The sequence below is a fragment of the Kosakonia oryzendophytica genome (assembly GCF_900094925.1).
GTDB lineage: Bacteria > Pseudomonadota > Gammaproteobacteria > Enterobacterales > Enterobacteriaceae > Kosakonia > Kosakonia oryzendophytica.
In genome coordinates, this window is the sequence record NZ_FMAY01000001.1 from 294,107 (window position 1) to 318,085 (window position 23,979).

Below are 23,979 nucleotides of genomic sequence, written 5' to 3' on the forward strand. Positions count from 1 at the left end.
CACTTACCCGCCCGTGACGCTTACAGCAAATCGCGGAACAGGGTTTTCTTCAGTGCCAGTTCAACACCGCGCACTTCCGCCATTCCTTTCAGACGACCAATTGCCGAGTAACCCGGATTCGTTTTCTTACGCAGGTCGTCCAGCATTTGGTGACCGTGGTCCGGACGGAACGGAATAGGACGCAGATCGCCCGCTTTCTTGCGACGCTGTTCTTCGCTCAGGATCGCCGCAACGACCGACACCATATCCACATCGCCCTGCAAATGTGCCGCTTCATGGAAGGTTTTCGGGTTCTCTTCACGGCAGGTCGAACGCAGATGCGTAAAGTGAATGCGATCGCCAAATGTCTCGATCATCTGCACCAGGTCGTTATCCGCACGCACGCCGTAAGAGCCTGTGCACATGGTAAAGCCGTTATTGATGCTGTTAACCGCGTCTTTCAGCCACTGCATATCTTCAATCGTGGAAACAATGCGCGGCAGGCCGAGGATCGGACGCGGCGGATCGTCCGGGTGCACCGCCATGCGGACACCCACTTCCTGGGCGACCGGTACGATAGCGCGCAGGAAATAAGCCATATTTTCGCGCAGTTGCGCTTTATCTATACCGTCGTATTCCGCCAGGCGCGCGTGGAACTGCTCCAGCGTGTAGCCCTCTTCCGCCCCCGGCAAACCCGCGATAATGTTACGCGTCAGTTTTTCCACTTCCGCTTCGCTCATCGCGTTAAAGTAGGCCAGCGCCTGGCGCTGCTCTTCGTCGCTGTAATCCGCTTCTGCACCTTTACGCTTCAGGATATGCATTTCAAACGCGGCAAACGCAATCTGGTCAAAACGTAACGCTTTAGAGCCATCCGGCAGTTGATATTCCAGATCGGTCCGCGTCCAGTCGAGGATCGGCATAAAGTTGTAGCACACGGTATCAATACCGCAGGCCGCCAGGTTACGAATGCTCTGCTGATAGTTAGCAATCCAGGTGTCGTACTGCCCGGTATGGGTTTTAATATCTTCATGCACCGGGATACTTTCCACGACCGACCAGACCAGCCCTTTCTCCGCCAGCAGCGCCTGACGCGCTTTAATCTCCTCCACCGGCCAGACCTGGCCGTTAGGGATATGGTGCAGCGCAGTGACTACGCCTGTCGCGCCCGCCTGACGCACGTCATCAAGAGATACCGGATCGTTCGGTCCATACCAACGCCAGGTTTGTTCCATCGCCTTACCCTCTAAAGTTGTTATACCAATGCACGTAACTTGATGACGACTACCATACATGTTTACGCAAAAGGATCAAACCCTCCCGCAGCAATGATTGATCCAGCTCACATTCCCCGGATAATTACGGCATACCAATTCTTTTTGCTGTCATATAACTTTACACTACTTGTTGTTAATTATTGGTTAATCAGGTGTGTATAGATGAAAACAATTGCCTCGATAACGCTTCCCGCCGCTGTTCAGCGGCCTCAGTATGATCGCACGAAGCTGCGTTCGCGTATTGTGCACTTCGGTTTTGGCGCGTTTCACCGCGCGCATCAGGCGCTGTTAACCAACCGGGTGCTGAATGCGCGAGGCGGAGATTGGGGCATCTGTGAAATCAGCTTGTTTAGCGGTGATGCGTTGATGACGCAGCTGCGCGCGCAGGATCACCTGTATACGGTGCTGGAAAAAGGCGCTGACGGTAACCAGCCGATCATTGTTGGCGCGGTGAGCGAATGTCTGAATGCAAAACTCGATTCGCTGGCGGCAATTATTGAGAAGTTTTGTGAACCGCAGGTCGCCATTGTGTCACTGACGATCACCGAAAAAGGCTATTGCATCGACCCTGCCAGCGGCAAGCTGGATTTACACCAGCCGCGCATTGAACATGATCTGCAATATCCCGACGAACCACACTCTGCACCGGGCATTCTGGTTGAGGCCCTGTACCGTCGCCGCCTGCGTGGGCTCGGGCCGTTTACCGTCCTCTCTTGCGACAATATTCCGGATAATGGTCACGTGGTGAAAAATGCCGTGCTGGGGATGGCGCAGGCCCGTTCGCCAGAACTGGCGCAGTGGATTGCCGAACACGTGAGTTTCCCCGCAACCATGGTTGACCGAATTGTACCGGCGGCAACCGAGGAATCGCTGGCGGAAATCAGTGCAATACTGGGCGTTGAGGATCCCTGCGCGATCGGTTGTGAACCCTTTATTCAGTGGGTTATTGAAGATAACTTCGTGGCCGGGCGACCGGAGTGGGAAGCGGCGGGTGCGCAGTTAGTCCAGGATGTACGCCCCTGGGAACAGATGAAATTACGCATGCTTAATGGCACTCATTCATTCCTGGCGTATCTTGGCTATCTTGCCGGTTTCGCCCATATTAACGAGTGCATGCAGGACAGCGCATTTCGCAGCGCTGCGCGCCGGTTGATGCTTGAGGAGCAGGCGCCGACGCTGCAAATATCCGGGGTTGATCTTACCGCTTACGCCGATAGCCTGATTGCGCGTTTCGCCAACCCGGCATTGCAACACCGCACCTGGCAAATCGCCATGGATGGAAGCCAGAAGTTACCGCAACGAATGCTGGACGGCATTCGCGTACATTTACAACGGGAACATCACTGGCCGCTGTTGGCACTGGGCGTTGCAGGCTGGATGCGTTATGTCAGCGGCGTTGATGATGCCGGTAAAGCAATTGATGTTCGCGACCCACTGGTGGATAAAATTCGCGCTATCGTCGACACCAGCAGCGAAGCGGAACGCGTCACCGCCTTGCTCACGCTGCAAGAAATCTTTGGCACTGACCTGCCGCAAAACCCGGTATTTGTGGATGCCATTACCGACGCATGGCGCAACATTGCCGCCCACGGTGCGCATGGCGCGGTGAAATTCTTGCTCAATACTTAACATTTACTGCTATTACTGCGGGCGATGCGTGCTTTACATCGCCCGTGCCCTTCTCTTTTTCTTTTTTTTTCGCCAGGATCCCTCCCATACGCAATTTTGTTGATCCAAGGAGTTTCTGTGACAAAAACCAACCTCATTACCGGCTTCCTTGGAAGTGGCAAGACCACTTCGATATTGCATTTACTGGCCAACAAAGACCCGCAGGAAAAATGGGCAGTGCTGGTGAATGAATTTGGCGAAGTCGGTATTGATGGCGCTTTGATGGCAGACAGCGGAGCGCTGCTTAAAGAGATCCCCGGCGGCTGCATGTGCTGCGTCAATGGTCTGCCGATGCAGGTCGGGCTGAATACTCTCCTGCGCCAGGGCAAACCCGATCGTTTGCTGATTGAACCTACCGGACTCGGTCACCCGAAACAGATACTCGACATGCTTAATGCTCCGGTTTACGAGCCGTGGATCGACCTTCGTGCGACGTTGTGTCTGCTCGATCCGCGCCAGTTACTGGATGATAAAGCGGTCAACAATGAAAACTTCCGCGATCAGCTGGCTGCAGCTGACATTATTGTCGCGAATAAGCAGGATCGCGCCACGCCACAAAGCCAACGCGCGCTGGAAAGCTGGTGGCAAACGTTCGGCGGCGACCGTTTACAGGTCACCGCTACGCAGGGCGCCATCGACGGTGCATTGCTCGATCTGCCACGCCGTAACTTGCGTGAACTGCCAGCCAGTGCTGCGCATGACCATTCTCATGCGGCAAACAAGGGATTGGCTGCCTTGAACTTACCGGCACATCAGCGCTGGCGTCGCAACCTGAATAGCGGCCAGGGCCACTATGCCTGCGGCTGGATTTTCGATGGTGATACCGTGTTCGATACCGTTGGTTTGCTGGAATGGGCGCGGCTTGCACCTGTCGAACGCGTTAAAGGCGTGCTGCGCATTCCCGAAGGGCTGTTGCGGGTAAACCGCCAGGGCCAGGATTTGCATATCGAAACCCAACAGGCTGCGCCGCCGGATAGTCGAATCGAGCTGATTACCGCCACTGAAGCTGACTGGAACACGCTTCAGTCTACTCTGTTGAAGCTTCGTTTAAGTTAACAACACTAACGTTGCGCCTGTGTTAATTAAAAATGCTGTGAAGATGAAAACTCGTTACTCCTTGATTGTACTGCTCAACGTCGCCGGTCTGGCGCTCTTTTTTTCCTGGTATTTGCCCGCGAATCATGGTTTCTGGTTCCCGCTGGACTCAACCATTTTCCATTTTTTCAACCGCGGCCTGGCTGAAAATCGCGCCTATTTATGGTTCGTTGCGCTGACCAATAACCGCGCCTTTGATGCCTGCTCACTGCTCGCAATGGGAAGCCTGATGCTGACCTTCTGGCTGCGGGAAGATCGTAACGGCCGTCGTCGGGTCGTGATGATTGGCCTGACCATGTTGCTGATTGCAGTGGTATTAAACCAGCTGGCGCAGTTGCTGATGCCCGTGCAACGGGAAAGCCCGTCGCTCTTCTTTACGGATATTACCCGAGTCAGCGATCTGCTGGACTTCCCAACCAAAGATGCCTCTAAAGACAGTTTTCCGGGCGATCACGGCATGATGTTGCTTATTTTTTCCGCCATTATGTTGCGTTATTTCGGCCAGAAAGCCTTTGGCGTTGCCCTGATTATTGTTGTGGTTTTTGCTTTTCCGCGCGTAATGATCGGCGCTCACTGGTTTACGGATATTGTGGTGGGTTCGCTGTCAGCGGTGCTGATTGGGTTGCCATGGTGTCTGATGACACCCCTTAGCGATAAAATTATTCAATGCTTTGATCGTTATTTGCCCGGAAATAACAAAATTTAAACAAATAACAAACATTGTTTTGCGTCATTCATTAGGGATCGTTTTCGATCTCTAATGCAAATTCCCGGCTCTTTCCTAATTTTGTCATTTTTACGTCACCGCAATCTGCCTATAAAAGAGCAATTTGTACGCTATTTAAACCAAATTGACGGTTTTGTGACCAATCCTGAATATTCACTTTCTGTATCATAATTTCTTATAAAAAAACGCGGAAAAGCGCTCGCAATGCCGGGAGGGTTAGGGTAATCTCGGGTTCGTCTTGTCGCAAAGAGTGCTTTTATTCTCATTGTGCGTAAATTTGTGCGTTCTTCCACAGATCTGACTATGAGTAATTGTCTCGTTGCTTACAGATAATTAATCTCGCTGCGTTGGCATTTTTTATAACGATATTTATCGTTAAGGACTTCAAGGGAAAATAATCAATATGGTCAAATCTCAGCCGATTGTGAGATATATCTTGCGGGCGATCCCCGCGATAGCGGTAGCGGTACTGCTGTCAGCTTGCTCAACCAATACCGCAAAGAACGTGCATTCTGAGACGCTTGCTGTGGGTGAAGATGCTTCTTCACTGCAAACCTCTCAGGATGAATTTGAAAATATGGTTCGTAATCTGGATGTCAAATCCCGAATTATGGATCAATATGCTGACTGGAAAGGCGTACGTTACCGTCTGGGCGGCGACACCAAAAAAGGTATTGATTGTTCTGGTTTCGTGCAGCGCACGTTCCGTGAACAGTTTGGTTTAGAACTGCCGCGTTCCACCTGGGAACAGCAGGAGACTGGTAAGTCCATTTCGCGCACCAGTTTGCGTACGGGCGACCTGGTTCTGTTCAGAGCAGGTTCTACCGGTCGACATGTCGGCATTTATATTGGTAATAACCAATTTGTTCATGCTTCCACCAGCAACGGTGTGATGATTTCCAGCATGGACGAGCCTTACTGGAAGAAGCGCTACAATGAAGCGCGACGGATCCTGACCCGCAGCTAATCACTTAACGCCGGTTTTCCCTTGGCTGGCGTTAAGCATAAAAAAGCACTGCCCCGGCAGTGTTTTTTTATGTCTGCTATCCTCGTAACGTTTTTCGGGCTATAGTCCAGAAAAGTAAACCGCCAACCGCCCCCACTGAATGCGTATAATTGGGTCCACCAGTATGTTCACCCGCTATTTTTTCCACCTGAACCGAAAAATTGTGCTGATCAGTATTCTTACCGGTCTGCTTACAGCGTTTGCGGTCGGCGGGTTCCAGTTCTGGCTTGAGCAAGAGAAGCGTATCACCCGCTACGATGCCTTACTGGACGGCGTTTCGAGTTGGTTTTCAGCGTATCTCGGTGAAATTCGCGCCACGGCGGAGGCATTACAACCCCTCACGCTGAGCGACTGCCACGATGTTGTTAGTGAGCTCACTTCACGCGCCGCATTTTCGATGAACGTGCGCGCCTTTCTGTTGGTTAAAGGGCAAAACGCCATCTGCTCCTCGGCAACCGGTGTCATGAATGTCCCCATGAAAGATCTGGTGCCCGACATTGACCTGAATAAAGCGACTGATATGGTGATTTTGCCCGGAACCCCGATGATGCCGGACAAACCGGCAATGGCCTTGTGGTTCCGCAGCCCGCTACTCGATGACCGCGGCGTATTTGCCTCGCTGAACATCAACCTGACGCCCTACATGATGTACAGTTCAGAACAGCCAGATCTGACCGGGATCGCGATAGGTATCAATGATCGTGCCATCTCAACCTTCACCACCGGACTGATTGATTTAGCCAATTTTAACCAACGTCCTTTTCGCACAGTGCAGGTGAATGGTTCTCCACTGACGCTATATCTCTACGCGGAAAGATGGCGTCAGGAAGATCTTCAGTTTGCTGCCCTGCTCGGTGCAACGGTGGGTATGTTGATTGCTTTGCTAAGCGCTTACATGCTGTATACGCGCCTGCGACCGGGTAAGGAGATCCTGACCGCCATCAAGCGGGAGCAGTTTTATGTGGTCTACCAGCCCGTGGTGAATGCAAAGAGCCTGAAAGTCAGCGGCGTCGAAGTACTGATGCGCTGGAAACACCCCACCGCTGGCGAGATCCCGCCGGACGCCTTTATTCATTTTGCCGAAGCGCAGCAACTGATTATTCCGCTGACATTGCATTTGTTCCGCCTGATAGCCCGCGATGCGCCGGTGCTGAAAACGTTGCTGCCAGAAGGCTCAAAGCTGGGAATTAATATCGCGCCGGGACATCTGCACGCAGAGAGCTTTGCCGATGATATCCATGCGTTCTCGCGTTCACTCCCGCAGCACCATTTCAGCATCGTGCTGGAGATCACCGAGCGGGATATGCTGCGCTATACCGAAGTGACAAAACTGTTTGAGTGGTTACGCACCGAAGGGTATGAAATCGCGATTGATGATTTCGGCACCGGCCATAGCGCACTGATCTACCTGGAGCGCTTTACCCTGGATTATCTGAAAATCGATCGCGGTTTTGTGAATGCAATTGGCACCGAAACCGTGACCTCGCCGGTACTGGATGCCGTGTTAATGCTGGCGAAACGCCTGAATATGCTCACCGTTGCCGAAGGCGTTGAAACGCCCGAGCAGGCGCGATGGCTGCGCGAACATGGTGTGCACTTTATGCAGGGCTACTATTTCAGCCGCCCGATGACGCTGGAGCAATTTGTTAACTGGCAGGTTCCTTCTTTTGATGCCCTGGTGTAGGCGCGAATTATTTCACATCAGGCCAGGGCTCCCTTATTATTCAACAATAAGAGCTTAGCGCGCCTGCCGCGCAGGCGGGGTCAAAGGAACACACAATGAAGTTTGTCCGCATTTCAGCGTTATTGTTGGCGTTTGTCGGTCTGGCCTGTCAGGCGCAAACCATCAAGGAACGTGATTCTTTCGCCGTGATTGGCGAACCGAAATATGCCATCAACTTTTCCCATTTTGACTATGTCAATCCTGCCGCGCCGAAAGGTGGCAATGTCACGCTGTCGGTACTGGGTACGTTTGACAACTTTAACCGCTTTGCCTTACGCGGCAATGCCGCAGTGCGTACCGAATCCCTCTATGATGCGCTGTTTACCACCTCTGACGACGAGCCGGGAAGTTACTATCCGCTTATCGCGGAGATGGCGCGCTATGCCGATGATTACGCCTGGATGGAGATAAGCATTAACCCGCGTGCGATCTTTCACGACGGTTCTCCCATTCGTGCGAGCGATGTCGCCTTCACCTTCAATAAATTCATGACCGAAGGGGTGCCGCAATTCCGCCTGATCTATAAGGGCACTACCGTCAAAGCCATTTCACCGTTAACGGTACGTATTGAACTGGCGAAACCCGGCAAAGAAGATATGCTCAGCCTGCTGACGCTGCCGGTTATGCCAGAAAAATTCTGGAAAGACCATAAACTGAGCGAGCCACTGAGCCGCCCGCCGCTGGGTAGTGGGCCATATCGCATCAGTAGCTGGCGCATGGGGCAATATATTGCCTATACCCGTGTGCGGAATTACTGGGCTGCGGATCTGCCCGTTAATCGGGGACGCTGGAATTTCGACAATATCCGCTATGACTACTATCTGGACGACAATGTCGCCTTCGAAGCCTTCAAAGCGGGCGCATTTGACCTGCGCAGCGAAGGGGATGCCAAAAACTGGGCCACGCGCTATATCGGCACTAACTTCAGCCGTGGCTACATTGTCAAAGATGAGCAGCCTAATACCTCCGCGCAAGACACACTCTGGCTGGCGTTTAACATTACCCGCCCGGTATTCAACGATCGCCGCGTGCGGGAAGCCATCTCGCTGGCGTTTGATTTTGAATGGATGAACAAGGCGCTGTTTTATGGGGCATACAGCCGGGCGGACAGCTATTTCCAGAACACAGAATACGCTGCGCGCAACTATCCGGATGCTGATGAACTCACGCTGCTGGCCCCGCTCAAAGCACAGGTGCCGCCGGAGGTCTTCACCTCTATCTACACACCGGCAAAGTCGAACGGCGATGGCTATGACCGGGAAAATCTCCTGAAAGCAGATGCGCTGTTAAAACAGGCGGGCTGGGTGCTGAAAAATCAGCAACGCGTGGATGAAAAAACCGGCAAACCTTTTACCTTCGAATTACTGCTACCCTCGGGCGGGAATACCCAATGGGTACTGCCGTTCCAGCATAACCTGTCCCGACTGGGCATCACGATGGAGATCCGCCAGGTCGATAACTCGCAGGCCACCAATCGCATGCGCAGCCGTGACTATGACATGATGCCGCGCCTGTGGCGTGCACAACCCTGGCCAAGCGGCGATCTGCAAATTGCATGGAGCTCAGAGTATATCGACTCTTCTTATAACGCGCCCGGCGTGAAGAACCCGGCGGTAGACAACCTGATCGCGCAGATTAACCGCTGGCAGGGTAATAAAGAGAAGCTGCTACCGCTCGGTCGCGCATTGGACAGGGTGCTGACCTGGAATTATTACATGCTGCCCATGTGGTACATGGCGGCAGATCGCGTCGCCTATTGGGATAAGTTTTCTATGCCCGGCATTCGCCCGGTCTATTCACTGGGGTTTGACACCTGGTGGTATGACGTAAACAAGGCGGCGAAATTGCCCGCCGCCAGACGTTAAGGAGAAGGGATGGGCGCGTATTTCATTCGGCGTTTATTACTGATAATCCCCACCCTTTGGGCGATCATCACCATTAACTTTTTTATCGTGCAAATCGCGCCGGGTGGCCCGGTCGACCAGGCCATTGCCGCTATTGAGTTTGGCGATAAGGGCACGATGCCGGGCAGTAGCGGCGGCGGAATGGGCGCCACGCATGCCCGCACCGGTGTGGGCGACGCGTTAAGCAATGACAGCCACTATCGTGGCGGGCGCGGCCTGGATCCGCAGGTTATTGAAGAGATAAAACAGCGCTACGGTTTCGATAAACCGTTGCATGAGCGCTATTTCAAAATGTTGTGGGATTATCTGCGCTTCGACTTTGGCAATAGCCTGTTCCGCAGCGCATCGGTACTGCAACTGATCAAAGACAGCATGCCGGTGTCAATCACACTGGGGCTGTGGGGAACACTGATTATCTATCTGGTGTCGATTCCCCTTGGTATTCGCAAAGCGGTGTACAACGGTAGCCGCTTTGATATCTGGAGCAGCGCGCTGATCATTGTGGGTTACGCTGTCCCGGCGTTTCTGTTCGCCATCCTGCTGATTGTTTTTTTTGCTGGCGGCAGCTACTACGATCTTTTCCCCTTGCGCGGGCTTACCTCAAGCAATTTCGACGCCCTGCCGTGGTACAAACAGGCGCTGGATTATCTCTGGCATATCACCCTGCCCGTGCTGGCAACGGTGATTGGCGGGTTCGCCGCATTGACCATGCTGACCAAAAACTCGTTTCTTGATGAGATCCGTAAACAGTATGTGGTCACCGCCCGCGCCAAAGGCGTGAGCGAACGCAATATCATGCGTAAGCATGTCTTTCGCAACGCGATGTTGTTGGTGATTGCGGGGTTCCCGGCGACCTTTATCAGCATGTTTTTTACCGGTTCGCTATTGATCGAGGTGATTTTCTCCCTTAACGGTCTTGGCCTGCTGGGCTACGAAGCGACAGTCTCCCGGGATTACCCGGTGATGTTCGGTACGCTCTATATTTTCACTCTGATTGGCCTACTGCTGAATATTCTCAGTGATATCAGTTATACGCTGGTGGATCCGCGTATCGATTTTGAGGGGCGCTGATGATTCAATTAAGCTACGTCAACCAGGCCCGCTGGCTGCGTTTTCGTCACAATCGCCGTGGTTACTGGTCATTGTGGATCTTTCTGGTGATTTTTATCCTCAGCCTCGGCGCAGAGCTGGTGGCCAATGACAAGCCACTGCTGGTGCGTTACGAAGGTAAATGGTTTGCGCCAGCGCTCATCAATTACAGCGAGAGCGATTTTGGCGGCCCCTTTGCTACTCCGGCTGATTATCAGGATCCGTGGCTACGTAAACAGCTTGATGAGCACGGCTGGACGTTGTGGGCGCCCGTACGTTTTGGCGCGCGCAGTATTAACTATGCCACCACGGAACCCTTTCCCTCTCCTCCTTCAGCAAAAAACTGGCTCGGGACCGACGCTAACGGCGGCGACGTACTGGCGCGCATTCTCTATGGCACCCGGATCTCCTTGCTGTTCGGCTTAATGCTGACCTTCTGTTCCAGCGTGATCGGCGTACTGGCCGGTGCAATACAGGGTTATTACGGGGGCAAAATTGATCTCTGGGGACAGCGTTTTATTGAAGTGTGGTCCGGTATGCCGACGCTGTTTCTGATTATTCTGCTCTCCAGCGTGATCCAACCCGGTTTCTGGTGGTTGTTAGGCATTACTGTATTGTTTGGCTGGATGGCGCTGGTCAGCGTGGTGCGCGCCGAGTTCCTGCGTACACGTAACTTTGATTATATCCGTGCCGCACAGGCGCTGGGTGTAAGCGATCGCGGTATTATACTGCGCCATATGCTCCCCAACGCCATGGTCGCCACCTTAACCCTGTTGCCGTTTATTTTGTGTAGCTCGGTCGCCACCCTGACCTCACTCGATTTTCTGGGCTTCGGTTTGCCATTGGGCTCTCCGTCGCTGGGTGAACTTCTGCTTCAGGGGAAAAATAACTTACAGGCGCCCTGGCTCGGTATCGCCGCTTTTATTTCCACCGCCCTGCTGCTTTCACTGCTGATTTTTATTGGTGAAGCAGTGCGCGACGCATTCGATCCTAATAAGGCGGTGTAAGATGACGTCTCCCCTGCTGACTGTTGATTCCCTGACCGTTGCTTTTCGCCAGCAGAATACACTGCGGACAGTAGTGAACGATTTATCGCTGCGCATCGACGCGGGCGAAACGCTGGCGCTGGTCGGCGAATCCGGCTCCGGTAAAAGCGTCAGTGCATTATCGATCCTGCGTTTGCTGCCTTCTCCTCCTGTGGAATACCCTGCCGGCGATATTCTGTTCCATGGCGAATCGTTGCTGCATGCCAGTGAAAGCACACTGCGTGGCGTACGCGGCAATAAAATCGCCATGATTTTCCAGGAGCCGATGGTTTCCCTCAATCCGCTGCATACGCTGGAAAAACAGCTTTATGAAGTGCTGTCGCTACATCGCGGTATGCGCCGGGAAGCCGCGCGCGCTGAAATTCTTGATTGCCTTGAGCGCGTCGGGATCCGCAATGCTCGTGCACGGCTGGGCGATTTTCCCCACCAGCTTTCCGGTGGTGAACGCCAGCGCGTAATGATCGCCATGGCCGTGTTAACACGCCCGGAACTGTTGATTGCCGATGAACCCACCACAGCGCTGGATGTGAGCGTACAGGCACAGATCCTGACGCTGCTGCGTGAACTGCGCGATGAGCTGAATATGGGTTTGCTGTTTATTACTCACGACCTCAGTATCGTGCGCAAGCTGGCGGATAACGTTGCAGTGATGCAAAACGGGAAATGTGTCGAACACAATAGTGCCCGGGCGTTGTTTAACGCACCGGCGCACCCGTATACGCAAAAACTGATTAATAGCGAACCCGGTGGGGAGCCTGTTACCCTGCCTCAGGATGTACAGCCGTTGCTGCAGGTGGAAAACCTTGCCGTGAGCTTCCCGGTGCGTAAAGGGATCCTGCGTCGCGTGGTCAACCACAATCCGGTGGTGAAGAATATCAGCTTTACCTTGCGTCCCGGCGAAACGTTGGGACTGGTTGGCGAGTCAGGTTCGGGCAAAAGCACCACTGGCCTTGCCTTGCTGCGCCTGGTCGCCTCACAGGGTGCAATCCTGTTTGACGGTAAACCGCTACACCAGTGGAACCGCAAGCAGATGCTACCGGTACGGCACCGGATACAAGTGGTGTTTCAGGATCCCAACTCCGCACTCAACCCGCGGTTGAATGTACAGCAAATTATCGAAGAGGGTTTGCGCGTTCATCAGCCCGAGCTGACGCGTAGCGCCCGTGAGCAACGGGTGATTGAGGTAATGCAGGAAGTGGGGCTGGATCCGGAAACCCGGCGTCGTTTTCCCGGCGAGTTCTCGGGAGGTCAGCGCCAGCGCATTGCCATTGCCCGCGCCCTGATCCTCAAACCAGAACTGATCATTCTGGATGAACCCACATCATCGCTGGATCGTACCGTGCAGGCGCAAATCCTCACACTGCTGAAATCACTACAGGAGACGCACCGGCTGGCGTATATTTTTATCAGTCACGATCTGCACGTGGTGCGCGCATTATGTCACCAGGTCATTGTGCTAAAACAAGGGGAAGTGATTGAACAGGGAGAGTGTCGGCGTGTCTTTAGCGAGCCTCAGCAGGCCTATACACGCCAGCTTCTCGCATTAAGCTAACGTTCAGAAAGGGTTCTGCCCGGAGAAAGGTTCCGCGATGGCAACGCCGAAATTTTTCAGGCGACAGGTCGCGGCAAACTCATCCTGGCGATTAACGAACAGGCACGGTTCCCCTTCGCATTCCAGTACCGAGCAATCCACTTCGATATCGCTCAATGCCTGGCTGAGTTTGTGCATTACCGGCCAGGCATTGTCGCCATCCGGACTCAGCAGTTTCAATGCGACAAGACTGTCATCCGCAGACTGACCGTTTTGCGGAATCGGTTCAACTTTTGCGCCTGCAAAACCCTCCAGCCAGCGATAGCACTGGGGGAGGCGGTGGATGATGGAGAGCTGGAATGTATTCACTTTCTTTCCCCGAAGCACTTTTACTTCACAAATATTTCACATTTATATTAACACACTATTGACAAATCGTCCTGTCAACCTCGCAGAAAAGGTTCAATCCTGCGCAGTGTGAGGGCTGACCGCTCATTTATCAGGGTTTTAATGGCTAAGCGGCGGGCCGGGTTTCGGGCTATATGTACCCGTTTCTGCGATCTAACTCAACCTTTTTCACTACAATAGTGTGACTTTTTACACAAATGGATTTTACATAAAATAAACAAACATGTCTGAAGGTATGTCAATCTGAGTTGATATGCATCAAACAAGGGAGCTTTTTTGCTCCCTGTGGGGAGGGGTTATGCCGGTTTTTTACCGCGACTGGCGTAGAGATAGAAGAGAATGGAACTGGTCGCGCAAAACGTGATGGACCAGATCATCGGCCAGGCAGAGTTAAAGGTCGCCATCGACAGCAGTGCGCCCACAACCGCGCCAATGCCAAAACGAAAGGTCCCGGCCAGGGAAGACGCCGTACCCGCCATATGTGGAAACTCATCAAGAATGACAGCCATGGCGTTAGAGGCGACCAACGCTACGCACCCCACAAATACCGCCACACCCAGCACCAGCGACCAGAACCCGATATCCAGTAGCGCCGTCACGACCATCCACAGCGCCATAGCAAACTGCACCCACAACCCACTGCGAAACATGTTTAGTGCTCCAACGCGGCGGACAATACGGCCATTAATAATGGTCGTCATAAACAGAAAGACAATATTCAGCGCGAAGTAGTAACCGAAATTCTGCGGCGAAACGTGGTTGAGCTGTATATAGACGAACGGCCCGGCGCTCAGAAACGAGAACATTCCGGCAAAGCTGAAACCGCTTGCCAGCATATAGCTCAACACACGTTTATGGCGAAACAGCGAAGCGAAATTACCGATCGTCGTGCGCAAATGGAACTTTTGCCGCTTTTCTACCGGTAGCGTTTCGCGAATAAAAAAGGCAATCATCGCCGAAGCCAGCAAGGCGGCAATGGCGAGGATCCAGAAAATCACATGCCAGCCGAACCAAATCAACACCGCGCCCCCCACCATAGGCGCCAGTAACGGAGCGATGGTGGTGACCAGCATGACAAATGACATCATGCGGGAGAACTCCTCCCGCGGATAGATATCGCGCATCAGAGCATTAATCACCACGCTTGCCGCAGCGGCGGCAAGACCGTGGAAAAAACGCATGGTGATTAACTGGTCAATACTTTGCGCCAACGCACAGGCCACTGCCGCTGCCGCAAAAATCAGTGTTCCGCCGAGAATAACCGGCTTACGGCCGATGCTGTCAGCCATCGGCCCATAGAGCAACTGACCTACCGCAAACCCCAGGATATAGGTGCTCAACGTCATTTGCGCACTGCCGGCCGGTACGCCGAACTGCTCAGCAATCACAGGCAGCGCAGGCAGGTACATATCGATGGACAGTGGCATTAACATCGCCAGCAGGCCGAGAATAAACACAATGCGTAACGAAGAGTGTGGCCTTGAGGTCACGTCAGTCTCCTGATATTAGCGTGAGGGCATGCCTACACTGGCAATTTCGTCTTCCGTCAGTGGACGGTACTCGCCTGGATCCAGATCCGCATCCAACGCAATCGCGCCAATACGCTCGCGATGCAGCCCCACGACATGATTGCCCACGGCGGCAAACATGCGTTTAACCTGATGGTAGCGGCCTTCGCTGATGGTCAGACGAACCTGGGTCGGCGTCACCACTTCCAGTACCGCAGGTTTGGTGAGTTCTTTTTCATTATGCAACTGTACGCCGCGGGCAAATTGTTCCGCCGTGTCGTCACTCACCGGTGATTCAAGGGTAACCAGGTAGGTTTTTTCACAATGGTGACGTGGCGAAGTGATGCGGTGCGACCATTGACCGTCATCGGTCATCAGCACCAGACCGGTGGTGTCAATATCCAGACGTCCTGCGGCATGAAGCTTATGAGCGACCGGCTCATCGAGAAAATAGAGGATCGTCGGATGATCCGGGTCATCCGTTGAGCAGACGTAGCCTTCCGGTTTGTGGAGCATAAAGTAACGCGGGCCAGTTTGCTGAACGAGGGTGTTGCCGTCGTACTCAACATCGTGCTCGGGTTGCAGTTTAAACGCGGTATCTCTCACAATCTCGCCATCGACGGTAACACGATGAGCACGGATTTCACGCCCGGCAATGGCGCGGCTGACGCCAAGTTGCTGAGCGATAAACTTATCAAGTCGCATGAAGTTTTTTAGCCTGTATGGTGCTGGATGCGGGCATGACGCCCAAAAAAGACGTTATAAACGTGAGTAGTATAGCGGCCATCATACACCGCTCAAGGGAAAGATTCGTGGCATACTATGCGCCGTCTATCTGCAACCTTATCGAGACAATGACTTTTACGCTGCGCCCTTACCAACGCGAAGCGGTGGACGCCACCCTCGCCCATTTTCGTCAACATGCAGAACCTGCGGTTATTGTACTGCCGACCGGTGCCGGGAAAAGCCTGGTGATAGCCGAACTGGCACGTCTGGCACGCGGTCGCGTGCTGGTGCTGGCGCATGTCAAAGAGCTGGTAGCACAAAACCACGCCAAGTATGTTGCGCTTGGGCTGGAAGCGGATATCTTCGCTGCCGGGTTAAAGCGTAAACAGAGCAACGGCAAAGTGGTGTTTGGCAGCGTGCAATCCGTGGCACGTAACCTGTCGCAGTTTCAGGGCGAGTTTTCACTGTTGGTGGTAGATGAGTGCCACCGTATCAGTGATGATGACGACAGCCAGTATCAGCAAATCCTGGCGCATCTGCGTGAGGTCAACCCCCACTTACGTCTGCTCGGTTTGACGGCAACCCCCTTCCGTCTCGGCAAAGGCTGGATTTACCGTTTTCATTATCATGGGATGGTGCGCGGTGACGAAAAGGCGTTGTTCCGCGACTGCATTTATGAGCTTCCGCTGCGCTATATGATTAAACATGGCTATCTTACCCCGCCGGAGCGGCTGGATATGCCTGTGGTGCAGTATGATTTCAGCCGCCTGCAGGCACAGAGCAACGGTCTGTTCAGTGAAGCTGATCTGAACCGCGAGCTGAAAAAACAGCAACGCATTACACCGCATATTGTCAGCCAAATCGTTGAGTTTGCGCAGACGCGCAAAGGGGTGATGATCTTTGCCGCCACCGTTGAACATGCCAAAGAGATTACCGGCCTGCTGCCCGCCGATGACGCCGCGCTTATCACCGGTGATACAGCTGGCCCGGAACGCGATGCGTTGATCGCGGCATTTAAACAACAACAGTTTCGTTATCTGGTGAACGTGTCCGTGTTGACCACCGGCTTTGATGCGCCGCATGTCGACCTGATTGCTATTTTACGTCCGACGGAGTCTGTCAGCCTGTATCAGCAAATCGTCGGACGTGGTCTGCGGCTGGCGCCCGGAAAAACCGACTGCCTGATCCTGGATTACGCGGGCAACCCTCACGATCTCTACGCACCGGAAATTGGTGCACCAAAAGGCAAAAGTGACAATGTTCCGGTGCAGGTGTTCTGCCCCGGTTGCGGTTTTGCCAACACCTTCTGGGGGAAAACCACTGCCGATGGCACGCTGATCGAACATTTTGGCCGCCGTTGCCAGGGCTGGCTGGAAGATGATGAAGGCCATCGGGAGCAGTGTGATTATCGCTTTCGCTTTAAAAACTGCCCGCAATGCAATGCGGAAAATGACATTGCCGCCCGCCGCTGCCGAAGTTGCGACTGCGTGCTGGTTGACCCCGACGATATGCTGAAAGCGGCGCTGAAGCTCAAAGATGCGCTGGTACTGCGCTGTAGTGGTATGACATTACAACAAGGGGCGGATGCGAAAGGCGAATGGTTGAAAATCACCTACTACGACGAAGACGGCGCGGATGTCAGTGAGCGCTTCCGTCTGCAAACCGCCGCTCAGCGCACCGCTTTCGAACAACTGTTCATTCGCCCGCATACCCGCACGCCTGGCGTGCCCCTGCGCTGGATTGTCGCCACGGATATCATCGCGCAACAGGCACGGCTACGACACCCTGATTTTGTGGTAGCGCGCCTCAAGGGGCAGTTCTGGCAAGTGCGGGAAAAAGTCTTCGATTATGAAGGTCGCTTTCGTCGGGCGCATGAATTACGCGGATAAACGCGCTTTTGATTGATGTATCGGGTATTCGGGGATAGAATACCGCCCGCTTTTGCATCCGCGAAAGCCGATCATCTGCCTGTTGCTGGGTCGCCTGTAACAGGATCTATTTAAGAGAGATTTAAATGTTTACTATTAACGCAGACGTACGTAAAGAGCAGGGTAAGGGTGCGAGCCGCCGCCTGCGCGCAGCTAACAAGTTCCCGGCTATCGTTTACGGTGGAACTGAAGCTCCGATCGCTATCGAACTGGATCATGACAAACTGTGGAACCTGCAAGCGAAAGCTGAGTTCTATAGCGAAGTTGTGACCATCGTTGTTGATGGCAAAGAAGTAAAAGTGAAAGTTCAGGCTGTACAGCGTCACGCTTACAAACCGAAACTGACTCACATCGACTTCGTTCGCGCTTAATCGCCGACAAAGTTGAAGAAACCCCGCCACGGCGGGGTTTTTTTATATCTGTGCCTCACAGAAACCCGCCCATCCGGGCAGGATTCACGGGCTATTTTCCGCCGTTAAAACGCCGCTGCAACTGGTCGCGCAGATTTGGCGGCGTTCCTTTGATGGTCAGCGTATCGGTCGCTGGATCCCAGAAAATACGCTCGCCGAGCAGCAATGCATCGAAATTGATGGTGAGACCACCGCCGCTACCCGCGTACTTGGTAAGCTGACGCAACGTGCTGCGATCCGCCGGGAAACTCTCTTCCAGCTCATAGCCCTGACCGGCGGTAAACTCTTCGAAACTCACTTCGCTTACGCCAGCCAGCTCTTTTGAAAGCGAGGCCAGTTCAATCTCCTCACCCGCCTGCAACTGTTCGTTGCAATAGGTATAGACCTGCTGGCGCACGGTCTGACGCTCTGATTTATCCAATTCCGCCTGCGCGGTAAAGTCATCCACCGCCTGCAACAAGCCGCGGTTTTGCGCTTTGGCATTCAACCCTTCGCTGGCGCCAAGAAAATCCATAAAGAAATCGGCAACTTTGCGCCCTACCCGCCCTTTCAGGAAGGTTAAGTAACGGGTTGACTCCGGGTTCGTTTCCCACTCGGTTAAATCGATACGGGCCACAATATCCGCATGATTAATATCCAGATAGTGCGTAGAGCTAATATCCAGATTCTCGTTAACACGCATACTGCTTAAGTTGTTCAGCACCGCCACCAGCAGGTATTCCACCGCCAGGTAACGGTAGTGGCAAAACAGGACAATACCGCCATCAGCAAACGGATATTTCGCCAGTTCATCACGTAAGCGCCCGGTCGCCGCACGGCTGAAGGCGAGAAATTCTTCTTCGCCCTGGCGTTGCAAACGGAGTGCCTGCGCCAGCTCACTCTCTTCGTTAAACAGGCCGTAAGCTTTATTTTTTGCGCTATACACCCGGTGCAGTTCTTCGACCATCTCTTCAACAGGCGCGGTAGGTTCCAGCAAAGAATCGCGCAGCACCAGCTCGAGGGTTTGCTCATCGCGTTTGATAAGCTGATGCAGGGCAATCTGGTTGATGTCCAGACTCATGATAAACTCTCCTTTTAGACCGCGGTATTCAACCACCACCAACGCGACTGTGCAACAGCAGATAAAAAAGCAGAAAAAAAGCTGTTGCTACGGTAATATGTTGCCCTTTCATGAACACACAAACTGATGTCGATTTATGCCACAAATCTCCCGTTACAGCGATGAACACGTTGAACAACTGCTCAGTGAGCTTGCCAGCGTGCTGGAAAAACACAAAACGCCGACCGATCTGTCACTGATGGTCCTGGGCAATATGGTGACAAACCTGATCAATACCAGCGTCGCCCCTGCGCAGCGCCAGGCTATCGCAAAGTCGTTCGCTCAGGCGTTACAATCGTCAATTGGCGACGACAAAGCGCATTAAGGGAAATATCGACAGTTTATGGTGACGAATCGTCAGCGCTACTTTGAAAAAGTCTCCCAGATGGTTAGCTGGGGACACTGGTTTGCTTTGTTCAACATTCTGTTGTCCATTGTACTGGGTAGCCGCTATCTGTTCGTCGCCGACTGGCCCACCACGCTCTCCGGTCGCCTCTATTCGTACCTGAGCATTGCCGGTCATTTCAGCTTTCTGGTGTTCGCCGCCTACTTGCTGATCCTCTTTCCGCTGACATTTATTGTGATGTCGCAGCGGCTTATGCGGGTGCTGTCTGCGATCCTCGCGACAGCGGGTATGACGCTATTGCTTATCGATAGCGAAGTTTTTACCCGTTTCCACCTGCACCTTAACCCCGTCGTCTGGGAACTGGTGATTAACCCGGATCAAAATGAGATGGCGCGGGACTGGCAGCTGATGTTTATTAGCGTGCCAGTGATCCTGCTCATTGAGATGCTATTTGCGACCTGGAGCTGGCAAAAACTGCGCAGCCTTACCCGGCGTCGCCATTATGCCAAACCCGTCGCTGCTTTCTTCTTCGTCGCCTTTATCGCCACCCATGTGATGTACATCTGGGCAGACGCTAATTTTTATCGCCCTATCACCATGCAGCGTGCCAACCTGCCACTCTCTTATCCTATGACCGCGCGTCGTTTTCTGGAAAAACACGGGCTGCTGGATGCGCAGGATTATCAACGTCGCCTGGTGGAACAGGGGAATCCGGAAGCGGTTTCTGTTCAATATCCATTGAGCGATCTGCGCTATCAGGATATGGGCGCAGGACACAACGTCTTGCTGATTACCGTCGATGGCCTCAACTATTCGCGGTATGAGAAACAGATGCCGCAACTGGCCAGTTTCGCGCAGCAGAATGTGGCATTTACGCAGCATATGAGTTCAGGCAATACCGCAGACAGTGGCTATTTCGGCCTGTTCTACGGCATCTCGGCAAGTTATATGGATGGTGTGCTGTCGGCGCGTATTCCGGCCGCGCTGATTACCGCTTTCAACCAGCAAGGTTATCAGTTGGGTCTGTTCTCGTCTGATGGCTTTAGCAGCCCGCTCTATCGTCAGGCGCTGTTGTCTGATTTCTCCCTGCCGGCGGCAAAACCGCAAAGTGATGAGCAAACCGCCGATCAGTGGATTAACTGGCTGGGGCACTACGCGCAGGATGATAACCGCTGGTTCTCCTGGGTATCGCTGAATGGCACCGCCGCGCTGGACAGCAATCAGCAGGGCTTTGCCCGTAAATACAGCCGCACCGCATCAGACATCGATACGCAAATTGCCCGCGTGCTGGATGCGCTGCGTGAATCCGGCAAGCTGGATGACACCGTGGTGATTATCACTGCCGGTCACGGTATACCAGAAAGCAAAGATGACGCTAATTTCGACTGGTCGCGCAGCAGACTGCATGTTCCGCTGGTTGTGCACTGGCCGGGAACGCCTGCTCAACGCATCAGCAAGCTGACGGATCATAAAGATATTATGACCACGCTGATGCAGCGCCTGCTGCATGTCAGCACGCCTGCAAACGAGTACTCACAGGGACAAGATCTGTTTAACGCCACGAGACGTCATAATTGGGTCACGGCGGCGAATGGCGATACGTTGGCGATTACCACGCCAGAGATAACGCTGGTGCTCGGTCAGAACGGGAATTACCGCACCTGGAATGCACAAGGCGAGAAAATCCGCGAACAGAAACCACAACTCAGTTTACTGCTGCAGGTTCTGACGGATGAAAAACGTTTTATCGCTAACTGATTGATTAATTATGAATCACTCAGCCTGCCCTTCACTTGCATTCAGCGATGAAAAGGGTACTATTAGCGCCACATGTCGGCACGTAGCGCAGCCTGGTAGCGCACTGTCATGGGGTGTCAGGGGTCGGAGGTTCAAATCCTCTCGTGCCGACCAAAATTCCCCAGAAAAACCAGCCCCTTGGGGCTGGTTTTTTTTATGCGTGCGATTTGGAAAAGGTAAAACAAAGGTAAAATGAAGGAACGCTGTCAGATGGCGGCCTGCTTTGCGAAACACCTGCCCGCGGTGCTCCTGTATCGCACTCACCCACGGACGTCATGCGAAAAACACGCCTGCCCGTGGAAAAAACCGTCATCACACCGATTAATTGGCACGCTTTCCGGGAAGCATTCTGAGCAGCGTGTTATCGCGTAATACATAGTGGTGCAGTAATGCCGCAGCAGCATGCAACCCAATAATAAAGTATCCCGCATTAGCCAGCGCCTCATGTACTTCCTTCAGGCTATGCTGTAATAAACTATTTTTAACAGCAGACACCGGCATGGTTATAAAAAAGAAGGCCCATTCTTTCTGGCCAAAAAAGAGTGATGCCACACCGAGTAACGGCAGAGCAATAAAAATTACATATAATAGTATGTGGACAAAAGAGGCGCTCCGCTTCTGCCATAACGGCAGTGGCGGAACCACTGGTGGCTCAGTATTTATTACTCTCAATACCAGTCTGATTAGCATCAGGATAAATACTGTAACTCCACATGTGTAATGTGTTATTCCCATCCAATAGCGGCCGACAGAATCTTTGGGGAAAATCCCCTTAAATTCCATAGCCGCGTACGTTACGATAATAAGCAATAAAACCAGCCAGTGCATGAACATCTGACTTCCTGCGTATTTTTTCATTTTTAATCATTCCTGTGAAATAAATAGAACGCTATGCCAGCGCATGGCCGACAAGCGAACCAGCTCCCATCGAAAGCGCCATCGCCAGTGCGCTCCAGAATGTCGTTCTGATGATTGCCATTGCCGCAGGTGCCTTCCCTGCAATGGACGAGATGTATCCCAGCACCGCCAGAGAAAACAACGTGGAGAGAATCACAAACGGCAGAACAAACCCTGCGGGTGTTAACCAGGCCACCATGACAGGTAATACAGCCCCGGCAGAAAAACTGACAGCGGAAAAAAGCGCCGCCTGAAGCGGGCGTGCACTATTCGTGCCCGTTAGCCCCAGCTCTTCTCTGGCATGGGCATCCAGCGCATCGTGCGCCATTAACTGCTCTGCAACCTGATGAGCAAGTGACGGCTCCAGACCCCGTTTCACGTACAGCGACATAAGCTCCTGTACTTCGCCTTCATAATTCACAGCGAGCTCTTCTTTTTCCTGTGCCAACGCGGCGTTTTCCGTATCCGCCTGCGAGGAGACAGAAACATATTCGCCGGTTGCCATCGACATGGCCCCTGCGACTAATCCGGCGACGCCAGCCAGTAGCACGCCAGAGGAGGATGTCTGCGCCGAAGCAACACCCAACACAAGGCTGGCGGTTGAGACAATGCCGTCGTTTGCTCCGAGCACAGCGGCTCTGAGCCATCCTACCCTTCCAATACTGTGGAGTTCCCGGTGCATAGTAGTGTTTTCCTGTTTATCAATATCCCCATTTCATTCAGTATTATTGATATATGAAAAATTATCTGGCCCGACAGAGTAAGCAATTTATTTTTTTATGCTTAACGCTACATTAAGATTATACAAATATAATCCGCGCATTGAGCTTTTCCTCATAAATGGAATATTAATATGCGAAATGATAATGGGTATCATAACCGATCAATAATGGCGCAAAGAAGTACCGTCGTCAGTGTCGTGGTTAATTTAATACTTTCATGTATTCAGATTATTACCGGTTTATTTTCAGCTTCTCAGGGGCTTGTTGCTGATGGTATTCATTCGTTTTCTGATTTGATTGCCGATGCTGTTGTGTTGTTTGCCAATAAAAAAAGCCGTAAGCCTTCAGACAATGACCATCATTACGGGCACTGGCGGTATGAAAATGGCGCGTCGATGATACTTGGGATCATGTTGATAGCCGTTGGAGTGGGAATGCTATGGTCTGCTATCGGAAAATTACAGCATCCGGAAACGCTTAGCGACATTCATATCGTGGCCCTTTGGGTCGCTCTTGCTACGCTGGTCGCGAAGGAAATCCTCTTCCGTTACATGCTCAGCGTGGCAACACGCATCCAGTCCACCCTGCTTATTGCCAATGCCTGGCATGCCCGCTCAGATGCAGCATCATCCGTTGTGGTCGCGATCGGCATTACCGGAACACTGGCCGGATATGCCTGGTTTGATCCCGTTGCGGCCTTCGTGGTTGGCGTGCTGATAGCCCGGATGGGATATGCATTCGCCAAAGACGCCTTGCAAGACCTGATGGATCGTTCTGTTGACGCAGAAAAAGAGCATGAAATAAAAACGATCCTTCTCTCCACACCCGGTGTTGCGGGTCTCCATGATATGAAAACCCGCAAAGCGGGCGATCTCATCCTGGTCGATGTGCATCTGGAGGTTCCGGAACATCTCTCTGTCAGGGATGGGCATGACATTGCTGTTGCGGCACGCGAAAGGGTCATGACTAAAAAGGAGGTTCTTAATGTCATGGTGCATATCGATCCGTTTGCGATAAAAACGGATGAAGCCTTTACGGGATGAATGGCGCGAGAATGGCCGCGGAGCATCACAGAGGTAATAAAAAAGCCGTAACA

21 protein-coding genes and 1 tRNA gene are annotated in these 23,979 nt (G+C 52.9%); 15 read left to right on the forward strand and 7 right to left on the reverse strand.

Features of this window, described 5'->3' with window-relative positions:
* Positions 1–20: 20 nt before the first annotated feature.
* On the reverse strand, positions 21–1,211 hold the full coding sequence (gene uxuA / locus GA0061071_RS01435) for a mannonate dehydratase (protein WP_061493981.1): 1,191 nt from the start codon (positions 1,209–1,211) through the stop codon (positions 21–23).
* A 204-nt stretch (positions 1,212–1,415) separates the two neighbouring features.
* Here uxuA and GA0061071_RS01440 point away from each other — a divergent pair, with 204 nt between their 5' ends.
* From GA0061071_RS01440 to yejF, 9 genes are all read left to right on the forward strand, one after another.
* A complete protein-coding gene (locus GA0061071_RS01440) occupies positions 1,416–2,882 on the forward strand; it encodes a mannitol dehydrogenase family protein (protein ID WP_088238092.1) in 1,467 nt (488 codons plus the stop codon).
* A 117-nt stretch (positions 2,883–2,999) separates the two neighbouring features.
* Positions 3,000–3,977, forward strand: a complete 978-nt coding sequence (locus tag GA0061071_RS01445) for a CobW family GTP-binding protein (RefSeq protein ID WP_061493979.1) — start codon at positions 3,000–3,002, stop codon at positions 3,975–3,977.
* A gap of 43 nt (positions 3,978–4,020) precedes the next feature.
* Complete coding sequence (locus tag GA0061071_RS01450) at positions 4,021–4,722, forward strand: phosphatase PAP2 family protein (protein WP_061493978.1); 702 nt, start codon at positions 4,021–4,023, stop codon at positions 4,720–4,722.
* Between the two features lie 424 nt (positions 4,723–5,146).
* Positions 5,147–5,710, forward strand: coding sequence for a bifunctional murein DD-endopeptidase/murein LD-carboxypeptidase (gene mepS, locus GA0061071_RS01455; RefSeq protein ID WP_061493977.1), 564 nt, complete (start codon positions 5,147–5,149; stop codon positions 5,708–5,710).
* A gap of 163 nt (positions 5,711–5,873) precedes the next feature.
* Positions 5,874–7,433 (forward strand): cyclic di-GMP phosphodiesterase, encoded by a 1,560-nt coding sequence (locus GA0061071_RS01460; protein WP_061493976.1) that lies wholly within the window; start codon positions 5,874–5,876, stop codon positions 7,431–7,433.
* A 95-nt stretch (positions 7,434–7,528) separates the two neighbouring features.
* Entirely contained in the window at positions 7,529–9,337 is a 1,809-nt protein-coding gene (locus GA0061071_RS01465; RefSeq protein ID WP_061493975.1) for an extracellular solute-binding protein, read from the forward strand.
* A 9-nt stretch (positions 9,338–9,346) separates the two neighbouring features.
* Entirely contained in the window at positions 9,347–10,447 is a 1,101-nt protein-coding gene (locus tag GA0061071_RS01470) for a microcin C ABC transporter permease YejB (RefSeq protein ID WP_088238093.1), read from the forward strand.
* A complete protein-coding gene (locus tag GA0061071_RS01475; RefSeq protein ID WP_061493973.1) occupies positions 10,447–11,472 on the forward strand; it encodes an ABC transporter permease in 1,026 nt (341 codons plus the stop codon). Before GA0061071_RS01470 ends, GA0061071_RS01475 begins: the two co-directional genes overlap by 1 nt.
* 1 nt (position 11,473) lies before the next feature.
* Entirely contained in the window at positions 11,474–13,063 is a 1,590-nt protein-coding gene (gene yejF / locus GA0061071_RS01480) for a microcin C ABC transporter ATP-binding protein YejF (RefSeq protein ID WP_088238094.1), read from the forward strand.
* 3 nt (positions 13,064–13,066) lie between these two features.
* Here yejF and GA0061071_RS01485 read toward each other — a convergent pair whose 3' ends face one another.
* From GA0061071_RS01485 to rsuA, 3 genes are all read right to left on the reverse strand, one after another.
* Entirely contained in the window at positions 13,067–13,411 is a 345-nt protein-coding gene (locus GA0061071_RS01485) for a YejG family protein (protein ID WP_061493971.1), read from the reverse strand.
* 335 nt (positions 13,412–13,746) lie between these two features.
* On the reverse strand, positions 13,747–14,940 hold the full coding sequence (locus GA0061071_RS01495; protein WP_061493970.1) for a Bcr/CflA family multidrug efflux MFS transporter: 1,194 nt from the start codon (positions 14,938–14,940) through the stop codon (positions 13,747–13,749).
* Between the two features lie 15 nt (positions 14,941–14,955).
* Entirely contained in the window at positions 14,956–15,663 is a 708-nt protein-coding gene (gene rsuA / locus GA0061071_RS01500; protein WP_088238095.1) for a 16S rRNA pseudouridine(516) synthase RsuA, read from the reverse strand.
* Between the two features lie 149 nt (positions 15,664–15,812).
* On the opposite strand from rsuA, the gene radD reads away from it, so the two are divergent.
* Positions 15,813–17,573, forward strand: a complete 1,761-nt coding sequence (radD, locus tag GA0061071_RS01505; protein WP_061499846.1) for a DNA repair helicase RadD — start codon at positions 15,813–15,815, stop codon at positions 17,571–17,573.
* A 125-nt stretch (positions 17,574–17,698) separates the two neighbouring features.
* Positions 17,699–17,983: a 50S ribosomal protein L25 gene (rplY, locus tag GA0061071_RS01510; RefSeq protein ID WP_061493968.1), complete on the forward strand. Its 285-nt coding sequence runs from the start codon at positions 17,699–17,701 to the stop codon at positions 17,981–17,983.
* Between the two features lie 91 nt (positions 17,984–18,074).
* On the opposite strand, the gene yejK is transcribed toward rplY, so the two are convergent.
* The gene (gene yejK, locus GA0061071_RS01515; protein ID WP_061493967.1) at positions 18,075–19,082 is read right to left on the reverse strand and encodes a nucleoid-associated protein YejK; all 1,008 of its coding nucleotides are present in this window, start codon (positions 19,080–19,082) and stop codon (positions 18,075–18,077) included.
* Between the two features lie 136 nt (positions 19,083–19,218).
* On the opposite strand from yejK, the gene GA0061071_RS01520 reads away from it, so the two are divergent.
* The 3 genes from GA0061071_RS01520 (at position 19,219) to GA0061071_RS01530 (ending at position 21,378) form a co-directional block, all read left to right on the forward strand.
* Positions 19,219–19,446: a YejL family protein gene (locus GA0061071_RS01520; RefSeq protein ID WP_061493966.1), complete on the forward strand. Its 228-nt coding sequence runs from the start codon at positions 19,219–19,221 to the stop codon at positions 19,444–19,446.
* Positions 19,447–19,464: 18 nt separating this feature from the next.
* Positions 19,465–21,225, forward strand: coding sequence for an LPS biosynthesis-modulating metalloenzyme YejM (yejM, locus tag GA0061071_RS01525; protein WP_088238096.1), 1,761 nt, complete (start codon positions 19,465–19,467; stop codon positions 21,223–21,225).
* A gap of 76 nt (positions 21,226–21,301) precedes the next feature.
* Positions 21,302–21,378 (forward strand) — tRNA-Pro (locus tag GA0061071_RS01530).
* A gap of 207 nt (positions 21,379–21,585) precedes the next feature.
* Here GA0061071_RS01530 and cybB read toward each other — a convergent pair.
* Positions 21,586–22,122: a cytochrome b561 gene (cybB, locus tag GA0061071_RS01535; protein ID WP_061493964.1), complete on the reverse strand. Its 537-nt coding sequence runs from the start codon at positions 22,120–22,122 to the stop codon at positions 21,586–21,588.
* Positions 22,123–22,153: 31 nt separating this feature from the next.
* Positions 22,154–22,843, reverse strand: coding sequence for a VIT1/CCC1 transporter family protein (locus tag GA0061071_RS01540; protein ID WP_061493963.1), 690 nt, complete (start codon positions 22,841–22,843; stop codon positions 22,154–22,156).
* A gap of 171 nt (positions 22,844–23,014) precedes the next feature.
* Here GA0061071_RS01540 and GA0061071_RS01545 point away from each other — a divergent pair, with 171 nt between their 5' ends.
* Complete coding sequence (locus GA0061071_RS01545) at positions 23,015–23,926, forward strand: cation diffusion facilitator family transporter (protein WP_088238097.1); 912 nt, start codon at positions 23,015–23,017, stop codon at positions 23,924–23,926.
* Positions 23,927–23,979 lie beyond the last annotated feature (53 nt).

Coding starts and splice junctions, on each gene's coding strand:
- yejK (WP_061493967.1), bottom strand. CDS start 19,082: ATGAGTCTGGACATCAACCAGATTGCCCTGCATCAGCTTATCAAACGC.
- rsuA (WP_088238095.1), bottom strand. CDS start 15,663: ATGCGACTTGATAAGTTTATCGCTCAGCAACTTGGCGTCAGCCGCGCC.
- GA0061071_RS01540 (WP_061493963.1), bottom strand. CDS start 22,843: ATGCACCGGGAACTCCACAGTATTGGAAGGGTAGGATGGCTCAGAGCC.
- yejM (WP_088238096.1), top strand. CDS start 19,465: ATGGTGACGAATCGTCAGCGCTACTTTGAAAAAGTCTCCCAGATGGTT.
- GA0061071_RS01460 (WP_061493976.1), top strand. CDS start 5,874: ATGTTCACCCGCTATTTTTTCCACCTGAACCGAAAAATTGTGCTGATC.
- mepS (WP_061493977.1), top strand. CDS start 5,147: ATGGTCAAATCTCAGCCGATTGTGAGATATATCTTGCGGGCGATCCCC.
- GA0061071_RS01520 (WP_061493966.1), top strand. CDS start 19,219: ATGCCACAAATCTCCCGTTACAGCGATGAACACGTTGAACAACTGCTC.
- GA0061071_RS01450 (WP_061493978.1), top strand. CDS start 4,021: ATGAAAACTCGTTACTCCTTGATTGTACTGCTCAACGTCGCCGGTCTG.
- rplY (WP_061493968.1), top strand. CDS start 17,699: ATGTTTACTATTAACGCAGACGTACGTAAAGAGCAGGGTAAGGGTGCG.
- radD (WP_061499846.1), top strand. CDS start 15,813: ATGACTTTTACGCTGCGCCCTTACCAACGCGAAGCGGTGGACGCCACC.
- uxuA (WP_061493981.1), bottom strand. CDS start 1,211: ATGGAACAAACCTGGCGTTGGTATGGACCGAACGATCCGGTATCTCTT.
- cybB (WP_061493964.1), bottom strand. CDS start 22,122: ATGAAAAAATACGCAGGAAGTCAGATGTTCATGCACTGGCTGGTTTTA.
- yejF (WP_088238094.1), top strand. CDS start 11,474: ATGACGTCTCCCCTGCTGACTGTTGATTCCCTGACCGTTGCTTTTCGC.
- GA0061071_RS01475 (WP_061493973.1), top strand. CDS start 10,447: ATGATTCAATTAAGCTACGTCAACCAGGCCCGCTGGCTGCGTTTTCGT.
- GA0061071_RS01465 (WP_061493975.1), top strand. CDS start 7,529: ATGAAGTTTGTCCGCATTTCAGCGTTATTGTTGGCGTTTGTCGGTCTG.
- GA0061071_RS01440 (WP_088238092.1), top strand. CDS start 1,416: ATGAAAACAATTGCCTCGATAACGCTTCCCGCCGCTGTTCAGCGGCCT.
- GA0061071_RS01545 (WP_088238097.1), top strand. CDS start 23,015: ATGCGAAATGATAATGGGTATCATAACCGATCAATAATGGCGCAAAGA.
- GA0061071_RS01470 (WP_088238093.1), top strand. CDS start 9,347: ATGGGCGCGTATTTCATTCGGCGTTTATTACTGATAATCCCCACCCTT.